At 53.9% G+C, this 26,564-nt stretch carries 18 protein-coding genes; all 18 read left to right on the forward strand.

Features of this window, described 5'->3' with window-relative positions:
* Positions 1 to 41: 41 nt before the first annotated feature.
* The 18 genes from iolG (at position 42) to NST04_RS30800 (ending at position 26,168) form a co-directional block, all read left to right on the forward strand.
* On the forward strand, positions 42 to 1,091 hold the full coding sequence (iolG, locus tag NST04_RS30715; RefSeq protein WP_341187620.1) for an inositol 2-dehydrogenase: 1,050 nt from the start codon (positions 42 to 44) through the stop codon (positions 1,089 to 1,091).
* 39 nt (positions 1,092 to 1,130) lie between these two features.
* Positions 1,131 to 1,961, forward strand: a complete 831-nt coding sequence (gene iolB / locus NST04_RS30720) for a 5-deoxy-glucuronate isomerase (protein WP_341187621.1) — start codon at positions 1,131 to 1,133, stop codon at positions 1,959 to 1,961.
* A 465-nt stretch (positions 1,962 to 2,426) separates the two neighbouring features.
* Complete coding sequence (locus NST04_RS30725; protein WP_341187622.1) at positions 2,427 to 3,437, forward strand: LacI family DNA-binding transcriptional regulator; 1,011 nt, start codon at positions 2,427 to 2,429, stop codon at positions 3,435 to 3,437.
* Between the two features lie 803 nt (positions 3,438 to 4,240).
* The gene (gene iolC / locus NST04_RS30730; RefSeq protein WP_341187623.1) at positions 4,241 to 5,251 is read left to right on the forward strand and encodes a 5-dehydro-2-deoxygluconokinase; all 1,011 of its coding nucleotides are present in this window, start codon (positions 4,241 to 4,243) and stop codon (positions 5,249 to 5,251) included.
* Between the two features lie 46 nt (positions 5,252 to 5,297).
* Entirely contained in the window at positions 5,298 to 6,758 is a 1,461-nt protein-coding gene (locus NST04_RS30735; RefSeq protein WP_341187624.1) for a CoA-acylating methylmalonate-semialdehyde dehydrogenase, read from the forward strand.
* 23 nt (positions 6,759 to 6,781) lie between these two features.
* Positions 6,782 to 8,806, forward strand: a complete 2,025-nt coding sequence (gene iolD / locus NST04_RS30740; RefSeq protein ID WP_341187625.1) for a 3D-(3,5/4)-trihydroxycyclohexane-1,2-dione acylhydrolase (decyclizing) — start codon at positions 6,782 to 6,784, stop codon at positions 8,804 to 8,806.
* A 94-nt stretch (positions 8,807 to 8,900) separates the two neighbouring features.
* Positions 8,901 to 9,797 (forward strand): myo-inosose-2 dehydratase, encoded by an 897-nt coding sequence (gene iolE / locus NST04_RS30745; RefSeq protein WP_341188100.1) that lies wholly within the window; start codon positions 8,901 to 8,903, stop codon positions 9,795 to 9,797.
* A gap of 682 nt (positions 9,798 to 10,479) precedes the next feature.
* Positions 10,480 to 12,747, forward strand: a complete 2,268-nt coding sequence (locus NST04_RS30750; RefSeq protein WP_341187626.1) for an AraC family transcriptional regulator — start codon at positions 10,480 to 10,482, stop codon at positions 12,745 to 12,747.
* Positions 12,748 to 13,155: 408 nt separating this feature from the next.
* Positions 13,156 to 14,769: an extracellular solute-binding protein gene (locus NST04_RS30755; RefSeq protein WP_341187627.1), complete on the forward strand. Its 1,614-nt coding sequence runs from the start codon at positions 13,156 to 13,158 to the stop codon at positions 14,767 to 14,769.
* A gap of 138 nt (positions 14,770 to 14,907) precedes the next feature.
* On the forward strand, positions 14,908 to 15,747 hold the full coding sequence (locus tag NST04_RS30760; protein ID WP_341188101.1) for an ABC transporter permease: 840 nt from the start codon (positions 14,908 to 14,910) through the stop codon (positions 15,745 to 15,747).
* Positions 15,748 to 15,772: 25 nt separating this feature from the next.
* A complete protein-coding gene (locus tag NST04_RS30765; protein ID WP_341187628.1) occupies positions 15,773 to 16,645 on the forward strand; it encodes a carbohydrate ABC transporter permease in 873 nt (290 codons plus the stop codon).
* A 79-nt stretch (positions 16,646 to 16,724) separates the two neighbouring features.
* Entirely contained in the window at positions 16,725 to 17,627 is a 903-nt protein-coding gene (locus NST04_RS30770) for a sugar phosphate isomerase/epimerase family protein (RefSeq protein WP_341187629.1), read from the forward strand.
* Between the two features lie 60 nt (positions 17,628 to 17,687).
* Positions 17,688 to 19,427, forward strand: a complete 1,740-nt coding sequence (locus NST04_RS30775; protein WP_341187630.1) for a hypothetical protein — start codon at positions 17,688 to 17,690, stop codon at positions 19,425 to 19,427.
* 427 nt (positions 19,428 to 19,854) lie between these two features.
* A complete protein-coding gene (locus NST04_RS30780) occupies positions 19,855 to 21,237 on the forward strand; it encodes a radical SAM/SPASM domain-containing protein (RefSeq protein WP_341187631.1) in 1,383 nt (460 codons plus the stop codon).
* Between the two features lie 76 nt (positions 21,238 to 21,313).
* On the forward strand, positions 21,314 to 21,448 hold the full coding sequence (locus tag NST04_RS30785; RefSeq protein ID WP_341187632.1) for a hypothetical protein: 135 nt from the start codon (positions 21,314 to 21,316) through the stop codon (positions 21,446 to 21,448).
* Positions 21,449 to 21,524: 76 nt separating this feature from the next.
* Complete coding sequence (locus tag NST04_RS30790; protein WP_341187633.1) at positions 21,525 to 22,895, forward strand: radical SAM/SPASM domain-containing protein; 1,371 nt, start codon at positions 21,525 to 21,527, stop codon at positions 22,893 to 22,895.
* A gap of 28 nt (positions 22,896 to 22,923) precedes the next feature.
* Entirely contained in the window at positions 22,924 to 24,879 is a 1,956-nt protein-coding gene (locus tag NST04_RS30795) for a B12-binding domain-containing radical SAM protein (RefSeq protein ID WP_341187634.1), read from the forward strand.
* Between the two features lie 41 nt (positions 24,880 to 24,920).
* Positions 24,921 to 26,168, forward strand: coding sequence for an MFS transporter (locus tag NST04_RS30800; protein WP_341188102.1), 1,248 nt, complete (start codon positions 24,921 to 24,923; stop codon positions 26,166 to 26,168).
* Positions 26,169 to 26,564 lie beyond the last annotated feature (396 nt).

A 26,564-nucleotide genomic window follows, 5' to 3' on the forward strand; every position in this document is an offset into this window, starting at 1 on the left:
GGGAAGGTTAAGCGCTTACCCTTCGAGGAGGATAAGCGAACATGGTTAAACCGATTGTAGTTGGCATTATCGGTGCGGGAAGAATCGGACGCCTCCACGCAGACAATCTGCGTGCGATGCCGTCGTTCAAGCTGAAGTCCATTGCTGAAGCTATGATGAGTGAGGAATTGCTGGCCTGGGCAGAGAGCAGGGGGCTTGGCTCTGTTTTTGCTGCGGGTGAAGATATACTGAATGATCCTGAGATTGAAGCGGTGTTCATCTGCACGCCGACCGATTCGCATGCGTCGTGGATTGAGCGGGCCGCGCTTGCGGGTAAACATATCTTCTGTGAGAAGCCGATTAGCCTCTCCTCGGAAGAGACCCGGCGGGCCTTGCAGGCGGCAGAGGACGCTGGTGTGCTGCTGCAAGTAGGCTTCAACCGCCGGATGGACCCCAGCTTCCGCAAGCTGAAGCGTCTGGTGGAGTCCGGAGAACTGGGAAATCCGCATATTGTGAAGATCACCTCGCGTGACCCGCAGCCTCCCGGTGAGGCTTATGTTCGGTCTTCGGGCGGAATGTTCATGGATATGACGATTCATGATTTCGATATGGCCCGTTATCTGGTAGGCAGTGAAGTGGCCGAGGTCTACACCCGGGGGGCGAATCTGATTGATCCGATGTTCGGCCGTTGCGGGGATGTGGACACCGCCGTCATTACACTGACGTTCGTGAACGGGGCGATCTGTGTGATCGACAACAGCCGGAAGGCCGTATACGGATATGATCAGCGGGTCGAGGTGTTCGGAACGCTGGGTTCTGCGACGGCTGACAACTGCCGCCCGACGACGGTGGAGGTATCCACCGCGACTTCGGTTACCCGGGATCAGCCGGAGCATTTCTTCCTGGAGCGCTATAACCAGGCATTTATGGAGGAGATTGTTGCGTTTGCCCGTTCGGTAAGGCTGCAGGAGCCGGTGATTTGCAGCGGCCGTGACGGCGAAGCCGCACAGCTCATTGCTGAAGCAGCCAGAGAATCGTATCTGAGCGGACTTCCCGTCAAGCTGTCTGTAACTGCTGCGGAAGCAGGGTTTTCTGAACTGCAAGCCTTGTAAGCGGATACAGATTTCGAAGACAGAGGAGGATGAACGAAGATGTCTGATTTACTCATTAAGGCCGGAGCGCCTGATAAGGATGGCTGTATCGCTGCGGTCAGCCCGGAGAGCGCCGGATGGAAATATGTCGGGTTTGAAGTGTACCAATTGCAGGCCGGGGCTACCCTGGAACGTGATAGTGGTGGGAACGAGATCTGCCTGGTACTGCTGGCGGGCAAAGCAGATGTAGAGGTGGATGGGGAGCGGTTCGCTGATATCGGCGGACGCATGTCGGTCTTTGAAGATAGAGCTCCTTATGCAGTATATGTTCCGGCGGGGGCGCATTATGAGGTTAGCGCATTGACAGCGCTGGAGCTTGGGGTCTGCCTTGCTCCGGGAAGCGGCAAATATCCGGCACGGCTGATTACCCCGTCAGATGCGGCAATCGAGGACCGCGGCTATGGCAGCATGACCCGCAAAGTTGTTAATATCCTGCCGGAGCACAGCGTGGCCGAGAGCCTGCTGGTGGTTGAGGTGCGCACGGGCGGCGGCAATTGGTCCAGTTATCCGCCGCACAAGCATGACCAGGATAACCTGCCGGCCGAATCCTACCTGGAGGAGACGTACTATCACCGAGTCAATCCCGCCCACGGCTTCGTGGTGCAGCGGGTCTACAATGATGACCGCAGTCTCGACGAGACGATTGCTGTCCCGGATAAAAGCATCGTGCTGGTGCCGGAGGGTTATCACCCTGTCTCTGCGCCGCCGGGATATGACTCGTATTATCTTAACGTAATGGCCGGACCTGTCCGCACGTGGGTGTTCCACAATGATCCCGATCATGAGTGGCTGTTCAAGCCGGGTGCAGGTGCGCCTGCGGGGGAAGAGTGAACGGGTAGGGCGGCAGTTTCATAGAGTAATCTTAAGGCTTCCGCTGGGCGGAGGCCTTTTCTGCCATTACAATCCAAATGAAACGTTGCGAAGTTGTCGATATAGTGATTCGGAGTTGGCTTTTGTGCGAAATGCTGTATTTTTTGCAACAATGAGGAATAGATAGCTGGTAGTTTGGCAGAGATGTTGCAGGGAATGCAACAATATCTCCAGTAGGTTGCCGGAAGGAGGCTGAATCCTGCTAAAAGTGCAACAATTCTGCGTTTGGAGACTATGCGGAGAGAGGATGTTGCATTATGTGCAGGATTTGCGGAAAGGAACAGGACTTGAGCGAACTGGCGGAGCTGACCCGTGTTAACCGGTAAACCAATCTGTGGCGGCACACCTGTTGAATAGACACCACTGGAGGAATTCCTTATAATTTAGTTATTAGAAGGCATGAACGCAAAGGCGGGCTTAATAACGATGAAACCTACGATTTATGATGTGGCACGGGAAGCAGGCGTCTCTATCGCTACGGTGTCCAAGGTATTGAATAAGAGCGGCCGGATCAGCGACAAGACGCGGGAAAAGGTAGGGCGGGTCATGGAGGAGCTGAACTACCAGCCCAGTCTGGTAGCTTCTGCCCTGACCAGCCGCCGGACGGGGACCATCGGGCTGATGATTCCCGATATTGCCAATCCTTTTTTTGCGGAGACGGCCCGCGGCATCGAGGATGTTGCCCAGGAGCAGGGCAGCGACTTAATCGTATGCAGTACAGACCGCAGCGATGAGAAGGCGGCCCGGTATATCTCGCTGCTGCTGCGCAAACGGGTGGATGGCCTGATTATTGCTTCTCATACGGGGAATCCTGAGCTGATTCGCGGAATGGTGGCTGATCATGTGCCGCTCGTGCTGTTCTCAGCCGATATCCGTATGCTGGAGGGCAACAGCGTCACCGTCGATGATTACAAAGGCGGCTATCAGGCCACGGAATATTTGCTGTCCCTTGGTCACCGCAGGCTAGGAGTCATCTCTGACAATCTGCCCGGAAGCATGCTGCGTGTGGAAGGGTTTCTGGATGCGCTGAAGGCGGCGGGAATTTCTTTTGACAATCCGGCGAATATGATCCATACCTCGGCTACGCTGGAGAACGGGCGCACGGCAGCGGCAGAGATGCTGAATCAGGCACAGGACATCCGTCCCACAGCCATCTTTGCCTGTAACGACCTGCTGGCGATTGGGGTGCTCAAGGAGGCGCGCAGTGCCGGCCTGTCCATTCCCCGAGACCTGTCCGTAGTGGGCTTCGACAATACGATGCTGGCCGAAATCTGCCATCCCTCGCTGACCAGTATCGCCCAGCCTTTGCGCGAAATGACTGAGCAGGCGATGCTTCTGCTTAATGAATCGATCAGCAACCCCACCAGTCCCAAGCGCAAAATCATGCTGATGCCCGAACTGGTCATCCGCCATTCTACGGGGCCGGTTCCGCAGTAACCACATACTATCTATTCAAGACCTGTTCCGGCTGCGGCCGGGAGCGGGTCTTTTTTGCGTGCTGTAGTAGTGTGGAAGAGCGCGAGTGTGTGGAGGGACATGGACCGGATGTATGCGAAAAACCGAACACAATCTTCCAGCCGACTCTCCCCGTTAGGCAGCAGCGTGTGCTAAGGCGGAGAACAAGTGGATTTACTACAATTGCTGAGGAACGATTGCCCGCCAGAGGGACATTAGTTGGAAAAATGGCACTTAAATAATCCCGGCAGCCACCTCGGCGGCAAAATCAATCAGAGGAGGTGCTGTTTGTCCACTTGCTTGCTTCTAATCGTCAAAAACCGCGGAGTTAAGCTGCGTTTTTCCACCTGTTTTTCCGAGGGAGATGTTCCTCTTCAATGCCTGCCACCCGATTATTGATATCGCTTTCAAATTGAGGATTGCCAAAAGCACGCTTCTAAACTATACTAAAGTAGAAAATTAGGTTAAGCGCTTACCCTCCCCCCAGAGATGAATTGAAACATTCTGTTCCAAAGGAAACAATCAAACGTTGAAATACTCAACTGCACGCCAAGTTATACGCCAAATGACTCTTACAGCAGCTTATCAAACTAACCTTACGATTGTGCGATTTTATAACTTCATTATGCGATGTATAGCTCCACTGTACGAATTACAACTTCCCTGCACGATGTACAGCTCCACTGTACGAATTACAGCTTCACTGTCCAATTGACGACGATTTACAGCCATTCGTATTACCGAATGAACTACCTTTTCCCTAGCTTGATCAAGGAGGCATCACTATGAACGGTTTACAGTTCGACCCTGACCGGCGGCTGGATGTAGTTGCTGTTGGCCGGTTGTGTATAGATTTGAACGCCAATGAAACTGGGCGGCCGATGGAAGAGACGATGACCTTCACCAAATATGTCGGCGGCTCTCCGGCCAATATTATCATCGGTGCAGCGCGGCTCGGTATGCGTACCGGCTTCATCGGCAAGCTGGCCGACGACCAGATGGGCAGGTTCATCCGCAGCTATCTGCGCAAGGATGGCATCGACGACAGCCAGGTCTGCGTGGACCGGACGGGTGCGGTGACGGGGCTGGCTTTTACAGAAATTAAGAGCCCGCAGGAATGCAGCATTCTGATGTACCGCGACCACGTGGCCGATCTGCTGCTGAACACGGAGGAGATCTCCGAGGCATACATCGCCAGCTCCAAGGCGCTGCTCATCTCCGGTACGGCGCTGGCGCAGAGTCCTTCCCGCGAAGCGGTGTTCCTGGCGCTGGAATTCGCCCGCAAGCATAACGTGACCGTGTTCTTCGATCTCGATTACCGCCCTTATACCTGGACATCACCCGCTGAAACGGCGGTCTACTATAACCTTGCTGCCGAGAAAAGCCACTGCATCATCGGCACGCGCGAAGAATTCGACATGATGGAGAATCTGTATAATCTGGCTGGCGCTGATGACCAGGCCACAGCAGCCCGCTGGTTCTCGCATCAGGCAGAGCTGGTGGTCATCAAGCACGGAGGCAGCGGCTCGATTGGCTATACAGCGGATGGGCAGAGCCACCGGAGCGGGATTTTCCCGGCTAAGGTCCTTAAGACGTTCGGCGCAGGCGATTCCTATGCGTCAGCCTTCATCCACGCTCTGATGAGCGGGCATAGTGTCAGCGAGGCTATGCGGCGCGGCAGTGCTTCGGCATCCATTGTCATCTCCCGCCACAGCTGCTCCGATGCTATGCCAACCCTGGAGGAGCTGGAGGAATTCCTGCGAACCAACGAGGAAGTTACGGCAGGAGCGCAATAAGCAATCATAAGCAGCTTAATATATAGAACCGAAGGAGTGGACATAAATGACAGAGCAAACGTCACAAGTACTCAAAAATTATATCGGCGGGCAATGGGTAACAGCCGATACGGAGCAGACGGAGCCGGTAGTGAATCCGGCCACAGGTGAGCTGCTGGGCAGAACGCCTCTATCCGGCAGAGCCGATGTAGACCGGGCGGTGGCGGCGGCTAAGGCAGCTTTTGCAGGCTGGTCCGCAACACCGGTGCCGCGCAGAGCACGGATTTTGTTCAAATATCAGCAGCTGCTGGTTGAGAATTGGGAGAAGCTGGCGAAGATCATCACCCTGGAGAACGGCAAAAGCTTCAAAGAAGCCTACGGCGAGGTCCAGCGCGGCATTGAATGCGTAGAATTCGCGGCAGGCGCTCCGACGCTGATGATGGGCCGGCAGCTGCCGGATATTGCGACGGGCATCGAGTCAGGGATGTACCGTTATCCAATCGGGGTGGTCGGCGGGATTACCCCGTTCAATTTCCCGATGATGGTGCCGTGCTGGATGTTCCCGCTGGCGATTGCCTGCGGCAATACCTTTGTGCTGAAGCCCTCGGAGCGGACACCGCTCCTGGCAGCCCGCCTTGCGGAACTGCTGGAGGAAGCCGGACTGCCGGACGGTGTGCTGAATGTGGTGAACGGCGCGCATGAGGTAGTGAACGGGCTGCTGGAGCACCCGGATGTGAAGGCGATTTCTTTTGTCGGATCGCAGCCGGTGGCGGAATATGTATACAAAAAAGGAACGGACCATCTCAAGCGCGTGCAGGCGCTGGCCGGAGCGAAGAACCACTCGATCGTGCTGGCGGACGCGAACCTGGAAGCCTCAGCTTCCCAGATTGTGAATGCGGCCTTCGGCTCTGCCGGGGAACGCTGCATGGCCTGCTCGGTGGTAACGGTGCAGGAGGAAGTCGCCGACGAGCTGATCTCGATCCTGCTGCGGGAGTGTAACAGCATGACCATCGGGAATGGGCTGGAGGAGGATACGTTCCTGGGGCCGGTGATCCGTCAAGGCCATAAAGAGCGCACTGTCAGCTACATTGAACAGGGGATTGCCGAAGGCGCGAAGCTGCTCAGGGATGGCCGTGAGGATGCGGCGGTGCAGGGAGAAGGTTATTTCATCGGACCTACGCTGTTCGACGGGGTGACGGAGGAGATGAAGATCTGGCAGGAGGAGATTTTTGCACCGGTGCTGTCAGTGATCCGGGTGAAGGATGTGGCCGAGGCGGTGGAGATCGCGAATCGCTCGCGGTTTGCGAACGGGGCTTGTATATTCACGAATGATGGCGGGAAGGTCCGTTACTTCCGCGAACATATCGAGTCCGGCATGCTGGGAGTCAATGTTGGAGTGCCTGCACCGATGGCCTTCTTCCCGTTCTCGGGCTGGAAGGATTCGTTCTACGGCGATCTTCATGCGAACGGAAGCGACGGGGTAGAATTCTATACGCGCAAAAAAGTCGTCACTGCCCGCTGGCAGTAGACAAGGCGAAGGGAGGACAAGAAGTGGAACGTATCCGATTAACGACAGCGCAGGCGCTGGTTAAATTTCTGAATCAGCAATATGTGGATTACGGCGGCGGGCCGGAACGCTTCGTGCACGGGGTATTTACCGTGTTCGGGCATGGCAATGTACTGGGCCTGGGGCAGGCACTGCAGGAGGCGCCGGGAGAACTGACCGTCTATCAGGGACGCAATGAGCAAGGGATGGTTCACGCGGCAACCGCATTCGCCAAGCAGAGCCGCAGGCGGAAGATCATGGCCTGCACCGCTTCAGTAGGGCCAGGAGCTGCTAATATGCTGACGGCTGCGGCAACAGCAACGGCGAATCAGATTCCTGTGCTGCTGCTGCCGGGAGATACCTTCGCTACCCGCCAGCCTGACCCGGTGCTCCAGCAGATGGAGCATACGTATAACTTGTCGATCACGGTTAATGATGCCTTCAAGGCGGTCAGCAAATACTGGGACCGGGTAACCCGGCCGGAGCAGCTGATGTCCGCAATGCTCAGCGCGATGCGCGTGCTGACTGATCCGGGCGATACCGGAGCAGTGACCATTGCGCTGCCGCAGGATGTGCAGGGCGAAGCCTGGGAGTATCCGGCGGATTTCTTCCGCAAGCGGATTCACCGGGTCATCGCCCGGCTGCCGCACCCGCAGGAGATCGCGGCGGCGGCTGAGCTGATCGCAAGCAAGCAGCGGCCGCTGCTGGTCTGCGGCGGGGGTGTCCGGTATGGGGATGCCGGAGCGGCACTGCGCGCTTTTGCCGAGAAATTCGCCATTCCGTTCGGAGAGACCCAGGCCGGAAAAAGCGCCGTAGCCAGCAGCTTCGAGTACAACCTCGGCGGCATCGGCGTCACCGGCAACGGCTGCGCGAATGCGCTGGCCCCGGAGGCCGATCTGGTGATCGGTGTCGGCACCCGGTTTACGGACTTCACCACCGCCTCGAAGAGTCTGTTCAGTCATCCTGAGGTGGAATTCCTGACGCTGAACGCTTCGCCCTATCATGCGGCCAAGCTGGACGCGCTGGCGGTAGTCTGCGATGCTGCCGAAGGCTTGAACGCCTTAGCCGCAGCGCTGGAAGAGCGGGGGTACCGCTCTGCATATACGGGTGAGATCGCCCGGGCGAAGAAGTCGTGGGCTGCGGAGAGAGAACGTCTGGCTGGGGTGGAGTATCCGGTGAATGCGGAGAATACAGGGCCAGCGGGCGGCGCGTCTGTGGAGAGTGTTGACGATAACGCCGCTGCTGGTGTGCCGGGAGCAGACCGCTCTACAACGTCGTTCACCCCGGAGGTCGCCGGACATCTCGATGAGAAGCTCCCCGAATATGCAGAGGTGTTAGGCACTTCGCTGACCCAGACGCAGGTGCTGGGGATCATTAATGAAGCTATTCCGCAGGATGCGATTGTCATTGGAGCGGCGGGCAGTCTGCCGGGAGATATGCAGCGGATGTGGAACTCGGAGGTGCCGGATACCTATCATATGGAATACGGCTTCTCGTGTATGGGCTATGAGATTGCCGGGGCGCTGGGCATCAAGCTGGCTGAGCCGGAGCGTGAAGTCTATGCGCTGGTCGGGGACGGCAGCTACCAGATGCTGCATTCTGAGCTGGTAACCAGCTTACAGGAGAAGCGGAAGATCAACGTCCTTCTGCTGGATAATGCAGGCTTCGGCTGCATTAATAATCTGCAGATGGAACAGGGAATGGACAGCATGGCCACAGAATTCCGCTACCGCGAAGCGGACGGCCAGCTCAGCGGTGAGCTGATGCGGATTGACTATGCGGCGAGTGCGGCCGGTTATGGAGTGCAGACCTTCCGCGCGTCTACAGTTGAGGAGCTTCGCACGGCCCTGGCGGCGGCCCGCCAGTCGGAACGTTCCACGCTGATCGACATCAAAGTACTGCCGAAGACCATGACCCACGGCTATGGCGCCTGGTGGAATGTCGGGGTTGCGGAAGTGTCCGGCAAAGAAGCGGTACAGGAAGCTTATGACCGGAAGCGCAGCGGTCTCGAGGCAGCCCGAAGCTACTAAGCGGGTGCTGCATGTGCGCGAACCAAGGCAGACGGCGCGCAGTGAAAGAAGGATTCTGCCATACTTGGGATTGTGGAAGGGGTAGAACATGAGCATGTTCAGAGACAAGGCCGTCCGGCTGGCGATCGCTCCGATTGCCTGGACGAATGATGATATGCCTGAGCTGGGGGGCGGCAATACGTTCGAGCAATGCATCAGCGAGATGGCGCTTGCCGGATATGAGGGCAGTGAGGTGGGCAACAAGTATCCGCGTTCCCCGGAGCTTTTGCACAAGGCACTGGAACTGCGCGGTCTGAGTATTGCCAGTGCCTGGTTCAGCGCCTTCCTGACGGTGCGGCCGTATGAAGAGACGGCTGAAGCGTTCAGAGCGCACCGGGATTTCCTGCATGAGATGGGCGCCAAGGTCATTGTCGTATCTGAGCAGGGCCGGAGCATTCAGGGGCAGATGGATACGCCGTTGTTCGCTGATAAGCCGGTATTCACCGATAGCGAATGGACCAAGCTCGCAGAGGGGCTGGGCGGACTAGGACGGCTGGCGGCCGAGAAGGGCATGTCGCTGGTCTATCACCATCACATGGGCACCGGGGTACAGACTGCAGCGGAGATTGCCCGGCTGATGGAGCTTACAGATCCAGACGAAGTGTCACTGCTGTACGATACGGGGCATCTGGCCTTCTCCGGTGAGAATCCGATGGAGGTGCTGCGTGAGCATCTGCCGCGGATTAAGCATGTGCATCTGAAGGATATCCGGCCGGAGGTGGTCCAGCGGGTGAAGGCGGAGAATCTTAGCTTCCTTCAGGCGGTAAAAGCGGGAGCCTTCACCGTACCGGGCGATGGCTGCATCGCGTTCGGAGAGATTTTTGCCGAACTGGCTGCCTCTTCCTATACGGGATGGTTCGTTGTTGAAGCGGAGCAGGACCCGGCGCTGGCCGATCCGCTGGAATATGCGATCAAGGCGCGGCGGTATATCCGGGAACATAGCGGTTTGTAGGACATCCGGGTGGCAGCCTGTATGTCTGAAGGGCAGGAATATGCGGGGGTGCACAGCTGCGGCTGTGCGCGCTCCTTTTTTTCATGAAATCCATAGATCAGGTGGAAGCTGCGGGCGGAGTTAGTTGGAATTACTCCACTTGCTGCCGGAAGAATGAATCCTGGTACAACAGCAGTTGGAAAAACAGCACTTAATTTAATCACATTTCATTCAAAGTGCCATTATCGATACTATTAAATGCTGTTTTTCCACTTGCTTGGGTATTAACGTAAGCAATTGAATAAATAAGATACATTTATCCACCTGTTGTGCCGGAGTCGGTTGCAGGGGGGCCGAGTGGGTTGAAGGCAGTGCCGGAGTCGGTTGCAGGGGGGCCGAGTGGGTTGAAGGCAGTGCCGGAGTCGGTTGCAGGCGGGGCCAAGTGGGTTGAAGGCAGTCCCGGAGTCGGTTGCAGAGGTATACCGGGGAAAAAGGCCCGGGGGGAGTTGACTTTATCTGGTTAGCTGGAGGAGAAGCGTATGTGCTATAATGGCAGGAATTCGAACGGCGGTCAGTTGAAGAAATTGCCGCAGTTGAAATAGATCTGATGTCGGAGAGCCGCCGCAGAGCAGCCTTGGACGAAGTATATATGAAGCGGCCGGATACGGCCGGGTATCCTGATGGTTGTGGAGGAGGTTGTCGAATGTTCCGTTCCTGGTACCGCCGGTTGCTGCTGTCTTATTTCCCTATATTTTTGCTGACGGTGACGATTCTGATCTTTGCCTCCTTTGTGTTTATTAATGATATTTCCCGGACGGAAACGAAGAAGGCAGACCGCATCTCCGCCAGCTATCTCAGGGATAGTGTGGACCGGACGATTAAGGAAGCTGAGCTGTCGGTGCTGGATGCGGTAGAGCGGAGCGATGCTTACAAGCTCTACTTCAATAATCAGGGGGTGACGGACAGATCGACTATCTATGCTGTTGCCTTGAGTCTGCGCAATCTGATTAAGGAATCCTCGTATATCCAGTCGGTGTATTTGTACGACCGTGTGCGTGGAAGCGTTCTAACCGATACGGGGCTGAAGGAGCTGGAAGGATTCGCCGATGAGGAATGGATCAGAGCCATGGCTTCGAAACCAACAGTACCGGAAGGCTGGCAACCAGTCAGGGATTACCATTCGGATCTGTCCCAGCGTACAGAAATTCGTGTGCTGACTACCAATAAAGCCATGCCGCTTCCCTTCGGCTCCGGGGGAATACTGGTCATTAATATCAAAATGAGTGCCCTGGAGCAGCTCATCGACAGCATGGTTAACCAGCAGCTCTCGTTCATGACGATTCTGGACGCTAATGGCAACAAGGTGTACCAGGCCCATTCCGATACGGAAGGTGCAGCTGACGGCAAGCTGCTGAACACACTTAAGCTGGAGAGAAACGGCTGGACGTTCGAGAGCGGAATCAAGGCTGGGAATCTGTTCAGCTGGGTCTCTGTGATCTCTTATCTCTGGGTAGCGATTGCGGTGGGGACCGTGGTCTGTGCGGTATTGTATCTGATCTATGTAACCCGGCGCAATTATAAGCCAATCCAGGTGATTATGAACCGGATTGAGGGCCATCAGATCCGCATGATGGATCAGTCTACCGACAGGCCGGACGAGATGATGCTGATTGACGGCGTGCTGGAGGATCTGATTAACCACATGACCGATTATGATACCAAAACCAGGGAGAACCTGCTGCTGCAGCGCAGCAAGCTGTTCACCGATCTGCTGCACAGCGAGCGGCTGGAGCAGGTAACCCGGCGGCTGGAGGAGCTGTCTCCGCTTACCGGTGCGAATGCCTCCTCGCGCTTCATCGTTGTGCTTGGGGAGATTAACCGCTACGAGCAGGTCTTCGAGGACCGGTATACCCGGGGGGATCAGAATACGCTGAAATTTGCCCTGATGAATGTATTCCAGGAATTGGCGCGGAATGCGGAGCTGCAGGGATGGGCGGAATGGGTGGGCACCGAACGCGCAGCGATCCTGTTCCTGGCGACCGGCAGCGATCAGGAGATGGAGTCCAAACTCCGGGTCTTCGCGGAGGATTGCCGCTCCTGGGTCGAGCAGAATCTGCGGATCTCGCTCAGCTTCGGCATCGGCTCCGCCGCCGCCGGGCCGGGAATGATCCGGGAGTCTTATGCGGCAGCCGAATATGTGATGCAGCACAAGCTGCTGATTCATGAGGATATCGTCTTGGCAGGCAGCGGCGAAGCGCGCCAGCCGCTGCTTGAGACGTATAAATATCTGCAGATGATCGCTGAATTTGTGAAGTATTTCCGCATGTCGAGCGGGCAGTGGCGGGAGCAGCTGGAACGGATCTTCGAGTCGTTCGAACAGGATTTCCTGAAGGACGAGGATATCCGTTCCCTGATCCAGGCTATGCTGCAGATGCTGAGCCGGGAAGTGGCGGTGATGTCTGAGCAGCTGCAGGACGAGCTGTCGGCGGAGAATGCAGAAGTCCGGCTGAAGCAGCTGGAAGAGGCAGAGGCGCTGCATGAAGTGAAGTCCATTCTATTCGAATATGTCACTGATTTATTCCGTACCTATGTCTCTGCCAGCGAGACGAAGAGCTACCGGGCCATGGTCAATGAGATGAAGGATTATATCGAAGAGAACTTCACTAATCCCGATCTCTCGCTGAAGCATCTGAGTGACCGGTTCCAGGTCTCCGGCAAATACGCCAGCTATCTGTTCAAGACTGAATTCAAAATGAAGTTCGTGGATTTCCTCACCGAGCTGCGGATGAAGGAAGCCGAGCAGCTGCTGATAGATACGGATTGTTCCCTGCAGGATATCGCGCTTCAAGTAGGATATGCGAATGCCATTTCATTCGGCAGAGTCTTCAAGCGGATTGCCGGTATCACGCCGGGCGATTACCGCTCCTCCAGACGCCGCGAAGCAGCCTCCAGATTGGAGCCGCAGGACTAGAGTAAGCTGTAATCATGAAGGAATTCCATTAGCCGGTGAAGCAGGGGAATCATCTGCTGCATCGGTGTAAGGTCCAGGCCGCATTTCTCTTACGCCAACCTCTGAACAAGGGGGCGAATAGCGATGCGGCCTGTGTTTTTGCCCATATGAAAGCGGTTTATTGTACGAAAATGGTTGGTCTGATAAACCGGATGTCCGAATTCAGGCGCTTTATCGCATCCGAAACAGGTTTATTGTCAGACCTTCTAAAGTTATGGAATACTGTGGTCATCCCGGAACAACAAGCTGCCTTGAACGCTGAGGGGAATACAGGCTTGTACGGGACATTGTTAATAGTACGGGCACAGTGAAGCTCGGGGGTATCATGAAGTCACCATTATAGCCTGCTAAGGCGAGGGAGATGGAACAATGACAGTGAACGTAAACCAAAGAGTTCTGAAGAAGGCAATCGGCATCGGCTTGACCGCAGTAATGGGAGCTACTCTGCTTGCAGGCTGTTCCTCGGACGGTAAATCGAATTCGGCAGCCGGAGGTACAGATGCACCCGGGAAGAGCGCTGACCGCGTAACCTTGAAGGTAGAGATCTTCGACCGCGGTAAAACGCCGAAGCAATACACCATTACCAATAACTTCATGTCTCAGATGATTCAGAAAAATTTCGGTGATCCGAATAATATCAATGTAGAATTCGTTCCAGTGCAGCGTTCTGAGGAAGTGACCAAGCTGAACGTACTAATGGCCAGCAATACAGATGTGCCGGATATTGTCTTCACTTATGATTCCAGTGTCTTCTACCGTTACGCCCAGCAAGGCGGGCTGACCGATGTGGGTCCCTTATTAGAGGAGCATGGCCAGACCCTGAAGAAATTCATTGGTGATGAGACGATGGCCTTCGGCCAGCTCGACGGTAAGCAATTCGCGATTCCGGGTAAACGGGCGATTACAGGCCGCTACACTTCATACATCCGCCAGGACTGGCTGGATAAGCTGGGGCTGCCAGTACCGAAGAACACCGATGAGCTCTACACAACTTTGAAAGCGTTTAAAGAGAAGGACCCGGCCGGTCTGGGCAGCAAAACTATTCCGATGGGCATGTCCCTCGGCTCCGCTCAGCTGGAGACGCTGATCTACTCCTTCATCAAGCCGATCAGCGGCGACCTTACTTACAGCCAGCGCTACGAGCTGCCGCTGCATGAGGGCTTCAAGGATGCGGCACAGTTCCTCAACAAGCTCTACAATGAAGGGCTGGTCAGCAAGGACTTCAGTCTGGATGAAGACAAAGCCCAGGTGTCCAAGGACATTCAGAACGGCAACGTCGGCTTCTTCTCCGAGGATGTGGACAGTCTGTTCTATGCCGACGGTACGCTGGATAATCTCTACAAGAATGTACCGGGCAGCAAGCTGCAGCCGGTGGATGTCCTCACCAATGCCAAAGTGGACAATAAGTATATCAAATCCCGCTATGCCTCGAACGGTATGTACATCATGATTCCTAAGAGCAGCAAGCGTGCGGTGGAAGCTGTGAAATACCTTGACTGGATGGCAACCGGCAACAATCTGATTGACATCTACAACGGCGTTGAAGGCGAGAACTACGATATGGTGGATGGTATTCCGGTAGTTAAGGCTGATGTTTCCCAGGAATTCCAAGACCGTCTGTTCACTTCCGGGGACACCGCGATTATCTCCAACGGTAAGAACCTCGGCGATCAGGCCACCAATGAGAAAGCCTGGATTATGGGCTTCCCTGCGAACAACCAGGAGGCGCTGAAGCAATCTATTGATATTGCCAACACAGATACTGTGGGTCCTATCGTCTTCGGCAAGCCGATTGAATCAGAATCGAAATACGGCACTACGCTCAGCGACAAGCTGAACGTGATTATCGTAAAGACCGCGATGGCGAAACCGGATCAATTCGATACGATTTTCGAACAGGAAATGAAGGACTACATGTCTCTGGGCGGAGACAAGCTGAAAGCGGAGCTGGAGCAGGCGCTTACAGAGATTTCAGCCAAATAAACTAAAAAAAAGTGAAAACCGGGGGGAGCTTGCATGCTGCTCTGCCCGGTTTTTTCTCCATAGGAGGAGAGGAACTTGAGCAAAGCGTCTTACATCAGAAGGTACTGGCAACTATACGCGCTGCTTTCACTGCCCATTATGTATTTCCTGATTTTCCGCTACGGCCCGATGTACGGGGTGCAGATTGCCTTTAAGGATTTCAACCTGTTCCAAGGCATCAACGGCAGTGAGTGGATCGGCTTCGATGCGTTCCGCGAAGTGTTTGGCATGAAGGAGTTCTACAGCAGTCTGCGCAATACGTTTATGCTGAATTTTCTCGATTTGATAGTGTCTTTCCCGGCCCCGATTATTCTGGCTATTATGCTGTATGAAGTGAAATCAGTATGGTTCAAAAAAATATCACAGACCCTTCTCTACATTCCCCATTTCATTTCCTGGGTCATCATCGGGGGGATCGTCTATCAATTGTTCGGCAACCAATCCGGTATGGTGAACGGCCTGCTGGAGAGTATGGGGCTGAACCCTATTCCATTTTTGACCGAAAAAAATCCATGGCTGATTACTTATCTGTTCACTGGTGTCTGGCAAAGTGCCGGCTGGGGGACCATCCTGTATCTGGCGGCGCTTACCGGTGTCAACCGCGAGCTGTTCGAGGCTGCTGAAGTGGATGGGGCTACCCGGATGAAGAAGATCCTCTACATTACGCTGCCCAGTATCAAACCAACCATTATTACCCTGCTCATTCTCAACCTGGGGAAAATGGTCAGCATCGGCTTCGATCGTCCTTACATCATCGGGAACACGGCAGTGCGCGAATACTCCGATGTGCTTAGTACCTTCGTCTACCGGATTGGTCTGGAATCGGGCCAGTATACGCTGGCAACTGTAGTTGGATTGTTCCAGGCGGTGGTTGGACTGGTGTTCATCCTTGGTTCCAATTATATATCGAAAAAAGTGACCGGCGACGGCATTCTATGATTATACAGAAAGGAGGCGGAGTACGATGAGTGAACGTACCTCTAACCGGATATTCGATATCGTTAACGTTACCTTTATTGCACTGTTCGTGCTGTTCTGCCTGGCTCCGTTTGTACACGTTATTGCAGTGTCCCTCAGCTCCACGCGGGCTATTACCTCCGGGGAAGTTACGATTTTTCCGATTGAGCTGAACTGGAAGGCGTATGTGCAGGTCTTCACCGACAATGCGATGATCCGCTCGCTGATCTTCACCATTATCCTGACGGTTGCGACTACGGTATTATGTATGCTATTCACCGTTGCAGCCGCTTACCCGCTGACCAAAAGCAAGCTGAAGGGCCGCACGATGTTCATGTACCTGATCATTATCACCATGTTCTTCAGCGGCGGTATTATTCCTGAATACCTGCTGATCCGTGATCTGCATATGATCGATTCTGTATGGTCGCTGATTCTGCCCGGTCTGGTCAGCCCGTTCAACCTGATTATCCTGATCTCCTTCTTCCGCAGCATTCCGCCGAGTCTGGAAGAGTCAGCAGAGATTGATGGCAGCTCGCATATCCGCACCCTGCTGAAAATCGTCCTGCCGTTATCCATGCCGGTTATGGCTACACTCGCGCTCTTCTATGCGGTGGGACGCTGGAACGGCTTCCAGGATTCCCTGATGTACATCAATAACCCTGATCTGTATCCGCTTCAGTTGAAGCTCTTCCAGATGGTTCAGAACAATATGATCACTGAGCTGACGAACCTGGAGGGAGCGGCCCGCACCAAGCTGCCGCCGGAGAGCCTCAAGGCCGCGACTGTCGTCTTCGCCACGGTACCGATTCTGGTCGTCTATCCTTGGCTGCAGAAATATTTCGTCAGCGGTGTTATGCTAGGAGCTGTGAAGGGCTAACTAACGACACTGCGGTACAGCGAGAGGAGAGACAGAGAAGATGGATAAGGGAGAGTTTTCATTCTCAACCTGCTGGAACATGAGACGTCATACTACAGGTGATGGATTGCTTAATGAGATCCGCGAGCTGGGATTCCGCAGAGTAGAGCTGAACTATAATGTAACGGAGGAAATGCTGGTTACCATCGAGCCGATGATTGAACGCGGGGAGATCGGCATATCGAGCGTTCATAATACGTTCCCCCATGTTCCAGACCCTGATTATGGCACGGATTCGGTCCTGCTGGGCTTCGAGGACAAGGAGAAACGGAAGCGGGCGATAGACCTGCTGGTCCGCTCGGCAGAGTACGCTCAGCGTTACGGCGGCGAAGCCGTGGTAGTGCATCCGGGCGAGGTACCGTTCCCGTATGATATCTCCGGGGAGCTGGAGCAGATCTACGGGGGGCAGGGCAGGGATTCGGCGGCCTACCGCAGCAAGTGGGCGGAGCTGATGGAGCGGCGTGAAGCGTACAGTGCAGGCTATGTGCAGACTATTATTGAGAGTCTGGACGAGGTGTGTAACCGTGCGGTGTCCAAGGGGCTGAATGTCCGCTTCGGCATCGAGACCCGCTCCAAGCCGCAGCAGATTCCGACGCTGGCGGAAGCGAAGACGATAATTAATGCTTTAAAAGGAGCGCCTGTCGGCATCTGGTACGATACGGGCCACGCTATTCTAATGGACCGTCTGGGCCTGTATGACAGTATAGGGGAAATGGAAGGGCTGATGGATGATATCGTCGGTGTCCATATTCATGAGACGATCGGCCTTGCCGACCACTGGTGCCCTTATGTGAACAGCGGAGATCCGGATTTCTACGATGCCTATCTGCCGATGATTGAGCAGGCGCAGGTCAAGGTGTATGAGCTGAAGGCTGCCTGCCGCCCGGAAGAGATTCATGAGAGTCACCGTCTGCTAACAGCCAAGCTGGCACGCAGGGGATAGGACGAAGGCTGATTGGCGAGAGCTTCGGGAGTTCCGAGATATCCGCAAGGAGGAAGCGCAATGTATAAGCAACTGGTGGATAGTAATGACAGAGCAGTAGAACAGGGAATTCCCCGGCAAGTGCTGGATGAGAGCGACCTGTATTATGGAGGAACCCTTGATCCCCATACTGGGATTGCCTGGGTGAATCACACCACCGGCACCCCGACGGACATGTGTTATTGGGGTGCGGCGCTGGTGAACCCGGATTCCCGGTATTACCGGGATGAGGAGCTGCTGGAGCGGCTGAAGCTGGCCACGGAGTTCGTGCTGCGCTTCCAGCATCAGGACGGCTCTATCTCCCCCGGCTGGACGAATTATCATTCGCCGCCGGATACGGCCTTCGTTGTGGTCGGCTACGCGCAGTTATATCAGCTGCTGGCGAAGCAGCAGTGGGCTCCGCTTCAGCCGGTGCTGGACAACATGCTCCTGTTCCTTAAGCAGTCCCTCCCCGTAATGCTTACGGGCGGAGTCCATACTCCGAATCACCGCTGGGTGATGTGCGCGGCGCTTGGGTTTCTCTATGAGCTGTTCGGCGAAGAAAAGGCCCGGCAGCGGGCGGATGAATGGCTGGCGGAAGGAATGGATATTACACCGGACGGGGAATGGACCGAGCGGAGCAACGGCATCTACAGTGCCGTAAGTGATATTATGCTGATTCATGCCGCCCGGCTGCTGGATAAGCCGGAGCTGCTGGACCCGGTGCGCCGGAATCTGCATATGATGGTCTACCTTGTTCACCCGTCCGGCGAAGTCGTAACCGATTATTCCGGGCGGCAGGATCTGGGGGTGCTCCATGATCTGTCCCCTTATTATCTGCCTTATGCGATTCTTGCCCGTTCGGACAAGGATGCCGTGCTGGCGGGTATGGCGGAATGGGCCGGACGCTCCTTGTCCAATCCGGGCGTATGCTCGGTGAACGCCCTGGTACGGATGCTGCTGGAGCCGGAGCTGCAGCGGCCGCCGGAGGTTACAGCGGAGCTGCCTGTGCAGTATGAACAGATCCTGAATGGTGATTTCCTGCGGGAGCGCTATCTGCAAAGAATGGAGTCGGCGGGTCACCAGGGGAAGATCTACCACAGCCGGCTGCATACCGACTTCGGGGCGCCTGTAGCCCGGCTTAGAGACGGGGCGACCAGCGTGACGCTGATCACAGAGACGCCATCGTTCTTCGCGATGCGCCACGGTGCTGTAAGGCTGCTGGCCGTTCAGCTGAATACCAGCTTCAATCCCGGTTTCGTGCCAATGCAGGAGATGACCCGGCTGCCGGAGGGCTATTCTCTGAAGGGCGTGCAGAAGAAGGGCTACTACGGTCCGGTTGAGGGGGCACTGCTCCCGCCGGAAGCGGGAACAGCTGTCAGTCCGTGGTATCTTTTGCCGCATCAGAGCCGTCCGCTGACCCATGAACAGACGTTATCTGTAGAGACAGAGGTACACCGTACAGAGACGGGCTGGACAATCCGGTTGCACTGCGCGGAGCCTGCCCAGGTCCTGGCCCAGTTGTCCTTCAAATTCGGCTGGGAAGGCAACTTTACTTCGGGTGAGCTGCAGACGCTGGACGAGGATAACTTCCTATGGAGCGGAGGACAGCTCCGGTACACCTATGGCGGAGACTGGATCGACCTGACGGGCGGCGAAATGGCGCATCTCGTCAGAACAGCCCCGGAATCCGGTTCGCTCAAGAACTACAAAACCGTGCAGGTTAACCTCGTGACCCCGTTCGATAAAACCTTCACGCTTACGTTGTCTCCCTCTACTTAGGGAGGAGCGCTTATAGAAGTACTGTATAGACGCCAGCATCTGCGGATGCTGGTGTTTTTGGCGTGAAGATCCGGTCACGGTCGGCAGAATGAGCGAATGAGGAGCATAAGTGCACCTGATTTCGGGAGAAGTGGGCAGAATGAGCGAATGAGGAGCATAAGTGCACCTGATTTCGGGAGAAGTGGGCGGAATGAGCGAATGAGGAGCATAAGTGCTCCCGATTTCGGGAAAAGTGGGCGGAACGCTATGGGCTGGCTGCTGTAGCTCCGCAGATCAGAGGTTTTTTGCTAATTCCCTGTTTTTTATCTCATTTATTAGATTAATTCCTATTTTATGACTTTTATCATAGTTGTCCATCCGGAAAAGTTTTACATTATTTACAAGTTAGTGAGTGCAACTCTATCAGTCCTGAGGAGGATGAGGGCGTATGAGATTGTCTAAGTATAACTACAAACACAGATTAAGCGATGATGTTCTGCTGATCATGAATACATTAACCGGCGCTGTAGACTTGGTTGAGCCTAAGGTAGCCCGTGTTCTTTTTAATAGAAGCTCCGATACATCTGCATTAAACGATCTGGATCCGGAAACGCGTACCCTGCTTAAAAGCAGGGGTTATCTTACGGATAAGAACGAAGAACAATTTGTACGGGAATCCCTGGATACTCTTTACCGCTCGCACCCGGCCCTACACTTCACGATTTGCCCTACCTATAAATGCAATCTCGCCTGTCCCTACTGCTTCCAATCCGGCATTCACCAGGACTCACCAACACTTACGCCTGCACAGATTCATGAGATGTTTCAAGCTATGGATCAAATGGTACAGAAACAGCCAGATGCGGACGTCCAGTTCGAGCTTTTCGGCGGCGAGCCCTTCCTGGCCCGTAATCAATCCCTGGTAGAGCACATATTGCAGCAGGCGATCGAGCGGAACTGGCCTATTTTCTCCATCACGAATGGAAGCGAGCTCGGTGCGTATTTCCCTTTTCTTCAGAAACATTCTGCGCATTTCCAGCATATGCAGATCACCCTTGACGGCCCGAAGGAGATTCATGACCAGCTGCGAAAATACAGGGACAACAGCGGCAGCTTCGACCTGATTTGCGCGAACATTACTTTTCTCCTCGAGCATCAGATTCCCGTCACTGTGCGGATCAATACAGGCCGGGAGAACGTCCGGTATCTGCCGGAAATATTCGCCGGGTTCGAGCGGCTGCAGTGGACAAGCTCACCTGATTTCTCCTGCCAGATTGCTCCGATTAACGATAATTTCAATACAGGCAGTGTTACCGGCTTTCAGCCTGAGTATGAGCTGCTGAAGCAGCTTCATTCGCTCTTTCCCGACTGGGAAGCCGCCCGCGCAAGATACAGGGTCAGCCTGGGATATTTCATGGAGAAGAAGCTGAGGATACTCCGCAAAGCTATTTTTGATACAGACGATGAGCACTACTATTTCGATTTATCCGGCTGCAGTGCTTCGAGGCTTCATAATCTCGTATTCGGTGCAGACGGGCTGCTGTATCCATGCGTCGAAACCGTGGGATTCCCGGATTATTCGATCGGGAGCTATCTTCAAGGGCTGCAGTTAAATGAAGAAAAGTGGCAGAGATGGCACCGGGATATCGCAGTGAATGACAAATGCAGCCAGTGTAATCTTGCTCCTCTGTGCGGGGGCGGTTGTGTTCTCAAAGGAAGCAGTGAGGGTGAATTGAGAGAATTTGAAGCGAGCTGCAGCTTCACAAGGCAGTACTTGAAGACCTATCTGGACCTTCACCGGGACCGTCTGCTTGAGAGCTACTACAAGTGAAGAGTGAGCATCATTCCCTTGATGTCAAGGCATTTGCCTTGTCATATATATTCTCTTAGGAGAGGAGGTAATGTACATGAAATCACTGACGAAGAGCAAGGATCTCTGGACGAATCTCTCAGCCAAAGACCTTGAAGAAGTTACGGTTCCAATGGCCTGCTGCCAAAAAGCATCCATTCAAATCAACAACCCGACCAAAAAAGCCATCTAACAGCATCCTTATTATTGGACAATAGCGGGAAGCGCATGATTATGCCTTCCCGCTGTTCTTACCAGGGGGATAAATTATGTATATTTCCGATTATATTTTAACCTGCCGCTTAAGCAATGGCCGGCATCTGATCTTCAATTCGCTCTCAGGTGCGATGGATCTTGTGGAAGAGCATATCAGCCAATTCCTTCAAAAACAACCGTATACTACCTGCACGCTCTCTGCTCAAGAAGAGCAGTTTCTGATGGACAGAGGCTATCTTTATGAAGACCGGGCCGGGGAGCAAACCCTGATCAGCCGATACAAAGAATACCTGGATCATCATCACTCCGCTGAAATCTCATTTGTTTTCTGCCCGTCGATGACCTGTAATTTGAAATGTGTCTACTGCTTTGAACCCCAAGAGATCCGCTCCAGCAATGAACGAATGACCGAAGATCAGGTCCGCGCTGCCTTCCTGGCTATGGATCAAATGATGGACAAGCACCATTCGACTAAGCATCATTTTATTATTTTTGGCGGAGAACCGCTCCTTCCTCTGAATGATTCTGTTGTCGGGCTTATTCTCAGCCTGGCCCAGGAACGGGGGATTACAGGAACGATCATTTCAAATGGGGTCTTCCTGTCTCACTACCAGAACCTCCTGGAGCCTTATAAGGACATGATCAAGATCCAGCTTACGATTGACGGCCCCGAGGCCATTCATGACAAACGGCGGATCACTCACGCCAACCAGGGAACCTTCCGGAAAATAACAGAACAGATTGACGCCTTTCTGGAGCATCAATTCGACATTACGATTCGCGTCAATCTGGATGGTGAGAATATAGAGCATCTGAATGAGCTGCTGGATTTTTTCGGAGACAGGCATTGGAACACTCACTCTAACTTCTCGGTTACACTGTCTCCTGTGGAGAATTATGCCGGGAATTCCGCCCCAGGTCTGCTGCCCAATTACCAGCTTACTGAATCTATCAAAACGCATGTGCCAAACGACAAGCTCAAAAGGCTGAATACGACATTAAACAGTGACCTAACCAGACTCGCCTTGCCGTTTGAGAAGGTCCTGGATACCGGCATCGTTACGGATAACTATTTCCCTAATGTTTACTTTTGTGAGGCAGCCGGAGGGAAAACCTTCACCTTCTCACCGGATGATCAGGTCTACCCGTGCACCAGCATCATCGGCGACAGGAAATGGAGTCTCGGAACCTATTATCCGAAGCTTGAGCTGGATGAACAGAAGCTGGCGTTATGGCAAGGCCGTCATGTCTTGAATCAGCCAGCGTGCACAGCATGCAATATCGCTTTTCTCTGCTCCGGGAATTGCCCTGTGCAAGCTGAACGGACCACCGGTTCGATCATGGGTTCCTACTGCGGAAATGTGAAGCGTGATCTTAAGGATCATCTGGAACTGCTGAATTCTTCGTTCGTGAGCTTAAGCTAATTCTTCTCTTACGGGAGGTGATTTGAACATGATCCAACTGATATGTCCGCCCTACAATGCAACCGTGGATACCGTTGACCCTCCGCTCAACCTGCTGGTGCTGGGTGCTGCTCTTATTGACGCGGGCTATGCGGTCTGCCTCACAGACCTGGCTCTGCGTTATTCAGGCACCAGCCATTTTGATGAAGCCGCTCTTCACGATATTGCACAACTCATCATCCATAAGCCATCCAGAGTTCTCGGGTTCACGGCGATGTGCGGCAATTATTCTATCGCACTGAGGATTGCAGAGGAATGCAAGCGGCTGGACCCGGACAGAATCATCATTTTTGGCGGCCCCCATGCAAGCTTTGTAGCCGAAGAGACATTAACCTGGTTCCCGTCTATAGACTATATCGTGATTGGAGAAGGTGAACTGACGTTGCCGGAGCTAATTACCGCCCTGGAGTCCGGCCAGCCTCTTCATGGAGTAGATGGCTTGTGTTATCGCGCAGAGGGAACCGTCCACACCAATCCGCCGCGGGCGATCCTGAGGAATCTGGATGATACGCCTTTTCCTGCTTTCCACTTAATAGAGGATCTTACCGCCTATTTCACTACCGCTGAGACCCGGTTTTTCCCGATTGAGGCAGGACGCGGCTGTCCCTTTCATTGCAGCTTTTGCAGCACTTCAACCTTTTTCTCGCGAAAATACAGAACTAAAAGTCCGGCGCGGATCATTGCAGAAATGCGGTACATCCGGGAGCAGTGGGGAATTACCCATTTCAGCTTAACGCATGATAATTTCACGGTGAATCAGAAGTTTGTCAGACAATTCTGCCAGGAGCTGCTGGATTGCAGCGAGTCCTTCACCTGGAGCTGTTCCTCCCGTACCGACCATGTCAATCAAGAACTCTTCGAGGTTATGATGCAGGCCGGATGTAACGGTGTATTCTTCGGAATTGAGAGCGGCAGCCAATCCATCCAGCAGACAATCGGCAAAAAACTTAATTTGAATCAGGCCTATGAGCTGCTCCGGGAGCTGCACCAGTCGGGTCTGTCATGTACCGTCTCCTTTATTACGGGATTTCCGGAAGAAACGGAAGAGGATCTCAATCAGACTCTGGATATGATCATCCGGCTGCTCTCTATTGGAATAGCGGATGTGCAGCTGCATCAATTATCTCTTTTTCCCGGAACCCAATTGTATGAGGCGGAGAAGGACAGGCTAATTCTGGATGACCAGCTCTGGGGCGGCAATGATATGAACAGTGACTTCCAGATATCCGCCATTGAGAAAAAATGGATTGCCAGCTACCCGCAAATTTTCAGCAACTACTACACCTTACATGCTGTGGATACACCCGCCCTGCACAGAATTAGAAAACTCTATTATCCGCTGGCCCATTCTTTCTTCCGCACCTTGTACTACCTGAACCATCTGGCTGGAGTCTCCTACACCCGTACGATCGAGTTCATCTCTGCCAGGCTGGTTATGCCTGATGCCATGCCGCAAGAAGCAGAACTCGCGGTCATGCTCGATGAGCTGATCCAAGGACTTGCACCGGAAGCCGGGCTGATTCTCAAGGACTTCCTGTCTTATGAGCAGGCGGTAATGGAGCTTATGCGGCAGAATACAGCTACTGCGGACAAGGCTGATATGAAGCCTGTGAGAATGATGCAGCCGCATTACTCCATCCCTGAGCTGAAGCTGCACAGCCCTCTGCCTGCTGATCTTCAGCTGGTGGAAGGACAGGAGGACTGGATTGTACTGGTGCTGGAGCATGCATCCGCTCTGGAAGGCCACGGGCGCTATGTCCGGATTATGAGCATGGATCATTTAAGTATTGCGATTCTTCAGCAAATGGAGAGTGGATACAACTTCGAGACGGTTGTCCATCACCTGTCCTTGGAGAACCCCTTTGCCGCAAGCGAGAAAGAACGGGAAGAATGGATCGGCCGGGTGTACGACCATTTCTATAGGCATCAATTGCTGATTTCCTAGGGTGAAAATACCGGAAGAGAGGGGGCCTTTCCTTGTGGAGCATGCTGAAGAACGGCGTATTTCGCCGCTTATGGTGCACGCAGACTTTATCCTCTGTAGGCGATGAGATCCGCAATTGGGCCATCCTGTTTTGGGTATTTGCAGAGGCGGATCAAGCCGTCTTTTACCGGACGGCTCTTCTGTTTGCCCAGATGCTTCCTGTCTTCATCATGGCCCCTCTGGCCGGAACATGGGTAGACCGGCGGGATCCTAAGAAAGTGCTGCACGCGACGCTCGTCATCCGGGCCTTAATGTCGTTTGTGCTAGCCGGATTAATATGGTTCGAGCAGGTTCCTCTGTTACTGGTAATGCTGGCCTTTACCTGCACGGTCCAACAATTTTTCCAGCCCGCCATCAGTAAATTGACGGTCACAGCCGTGGATCATGAAGATTACGGAACAGCCAGTTCTTCGGTGAAGACGATAGATACGTTAATCAGCCTTGCCGGGCCTGCTATTGGAGCGTTTGTCTACCAATGGTGGGGAGCCTCCACTTCGTTGGTTGCGGACGGCTTTTGCTTTATCCTGGGCAGCCTGTGCATTCTGAATTTAAAGACTAGACGTACCCCCTTGGCGGATCTCTCAGATCCCGCTCCTGCAACCTCTTTTTGGATGGATGTAATGGAGGGCTTCCGGTATATTCTCTCTTCTCCGCTCACCAAACGGTTATTTATTATGCTGTCAGTTATGGGGGTGTGCACCGGGGCTATCAATCTGTTGAACATTTATTTTGTGGTGAACGAGCTGCATTTAGACCAGAATTACTTGGCCTGGGCCAGCACCGCCGGCGGCATTGGCATGTTCGGGGGAGCGCTCGGCCTGAACCTGCTCGGGGCAAGATTCAAGAATTACATTCACATCAACATTTGGGGAGCAGGGGTCATGACCGTTGGACTACTGCTGCTTACGCTGTCCTTCGGCTCTTGGTCTATGCTGCTCAGCCGCGTCGTTATCGGGATCGGAATATCCCTGCTGAGCATCACGCTGTCAACCTTGTTAATGACCTATGTTCCAGAGCACCTGCTAGGCCGTGTCGGTTCCGTATTTGAAGGGGGGCCGCTGGCGACCAATATGGTGTCTTATGTTTTTTTCGGATGGCTGTATCTGTATACCGGCGCCAGACTGATCTTTGGCATCTCCTTTATGCTGTTCTGTATGGCGTTCCTGCTGGCCCTCAGCCTACAGTCTCTAATCTCTCCGTCCCGCAGAGTCCATGCCGAGCAGCAAGAGTTCATCGGCCATTCTCAGTAACAGCCTAACCCGGGATGTACCGGCGGGATGAGCGAATGAGGGGCATTAGTGCACCTGATTTCGTGGAAAGTGGGCGGGATGAGCGAATGAGGGGCATAAGTGCACCTGATTTCGGGAGAAATGGGCAAGATGAGCGAATGAGGGGTATAAGTGCACCTGATTTCGGGAGAAATGGGCAAGATGAGCGAATGAGGGGCATTAGTGCACTTGATTTCGTGGAAAGTGGGCGGGATGAGTGAATGAGGGGTATAAGTACACCTGATTTCGTACTAATAGTAACTGGATTTATATGTTGAGCGCCGCTCTTTACTACTCACGTTAGCCTACATAATAATTTAGCTTCTGTAAACGTTCCCCGTAATCCATTTCACCACAAAAGCCTCCCATGTTGCCGCT

The sequence above is a fragment of the Paenibacillus sp. FSL H7-0756 genome (assembly GCF_038006765.1).
Lineage (GTDB): Bacteria > Bacillota > Bacilli > Paenibacillales > Paenibacillaceae > Paenibacillus_AQ.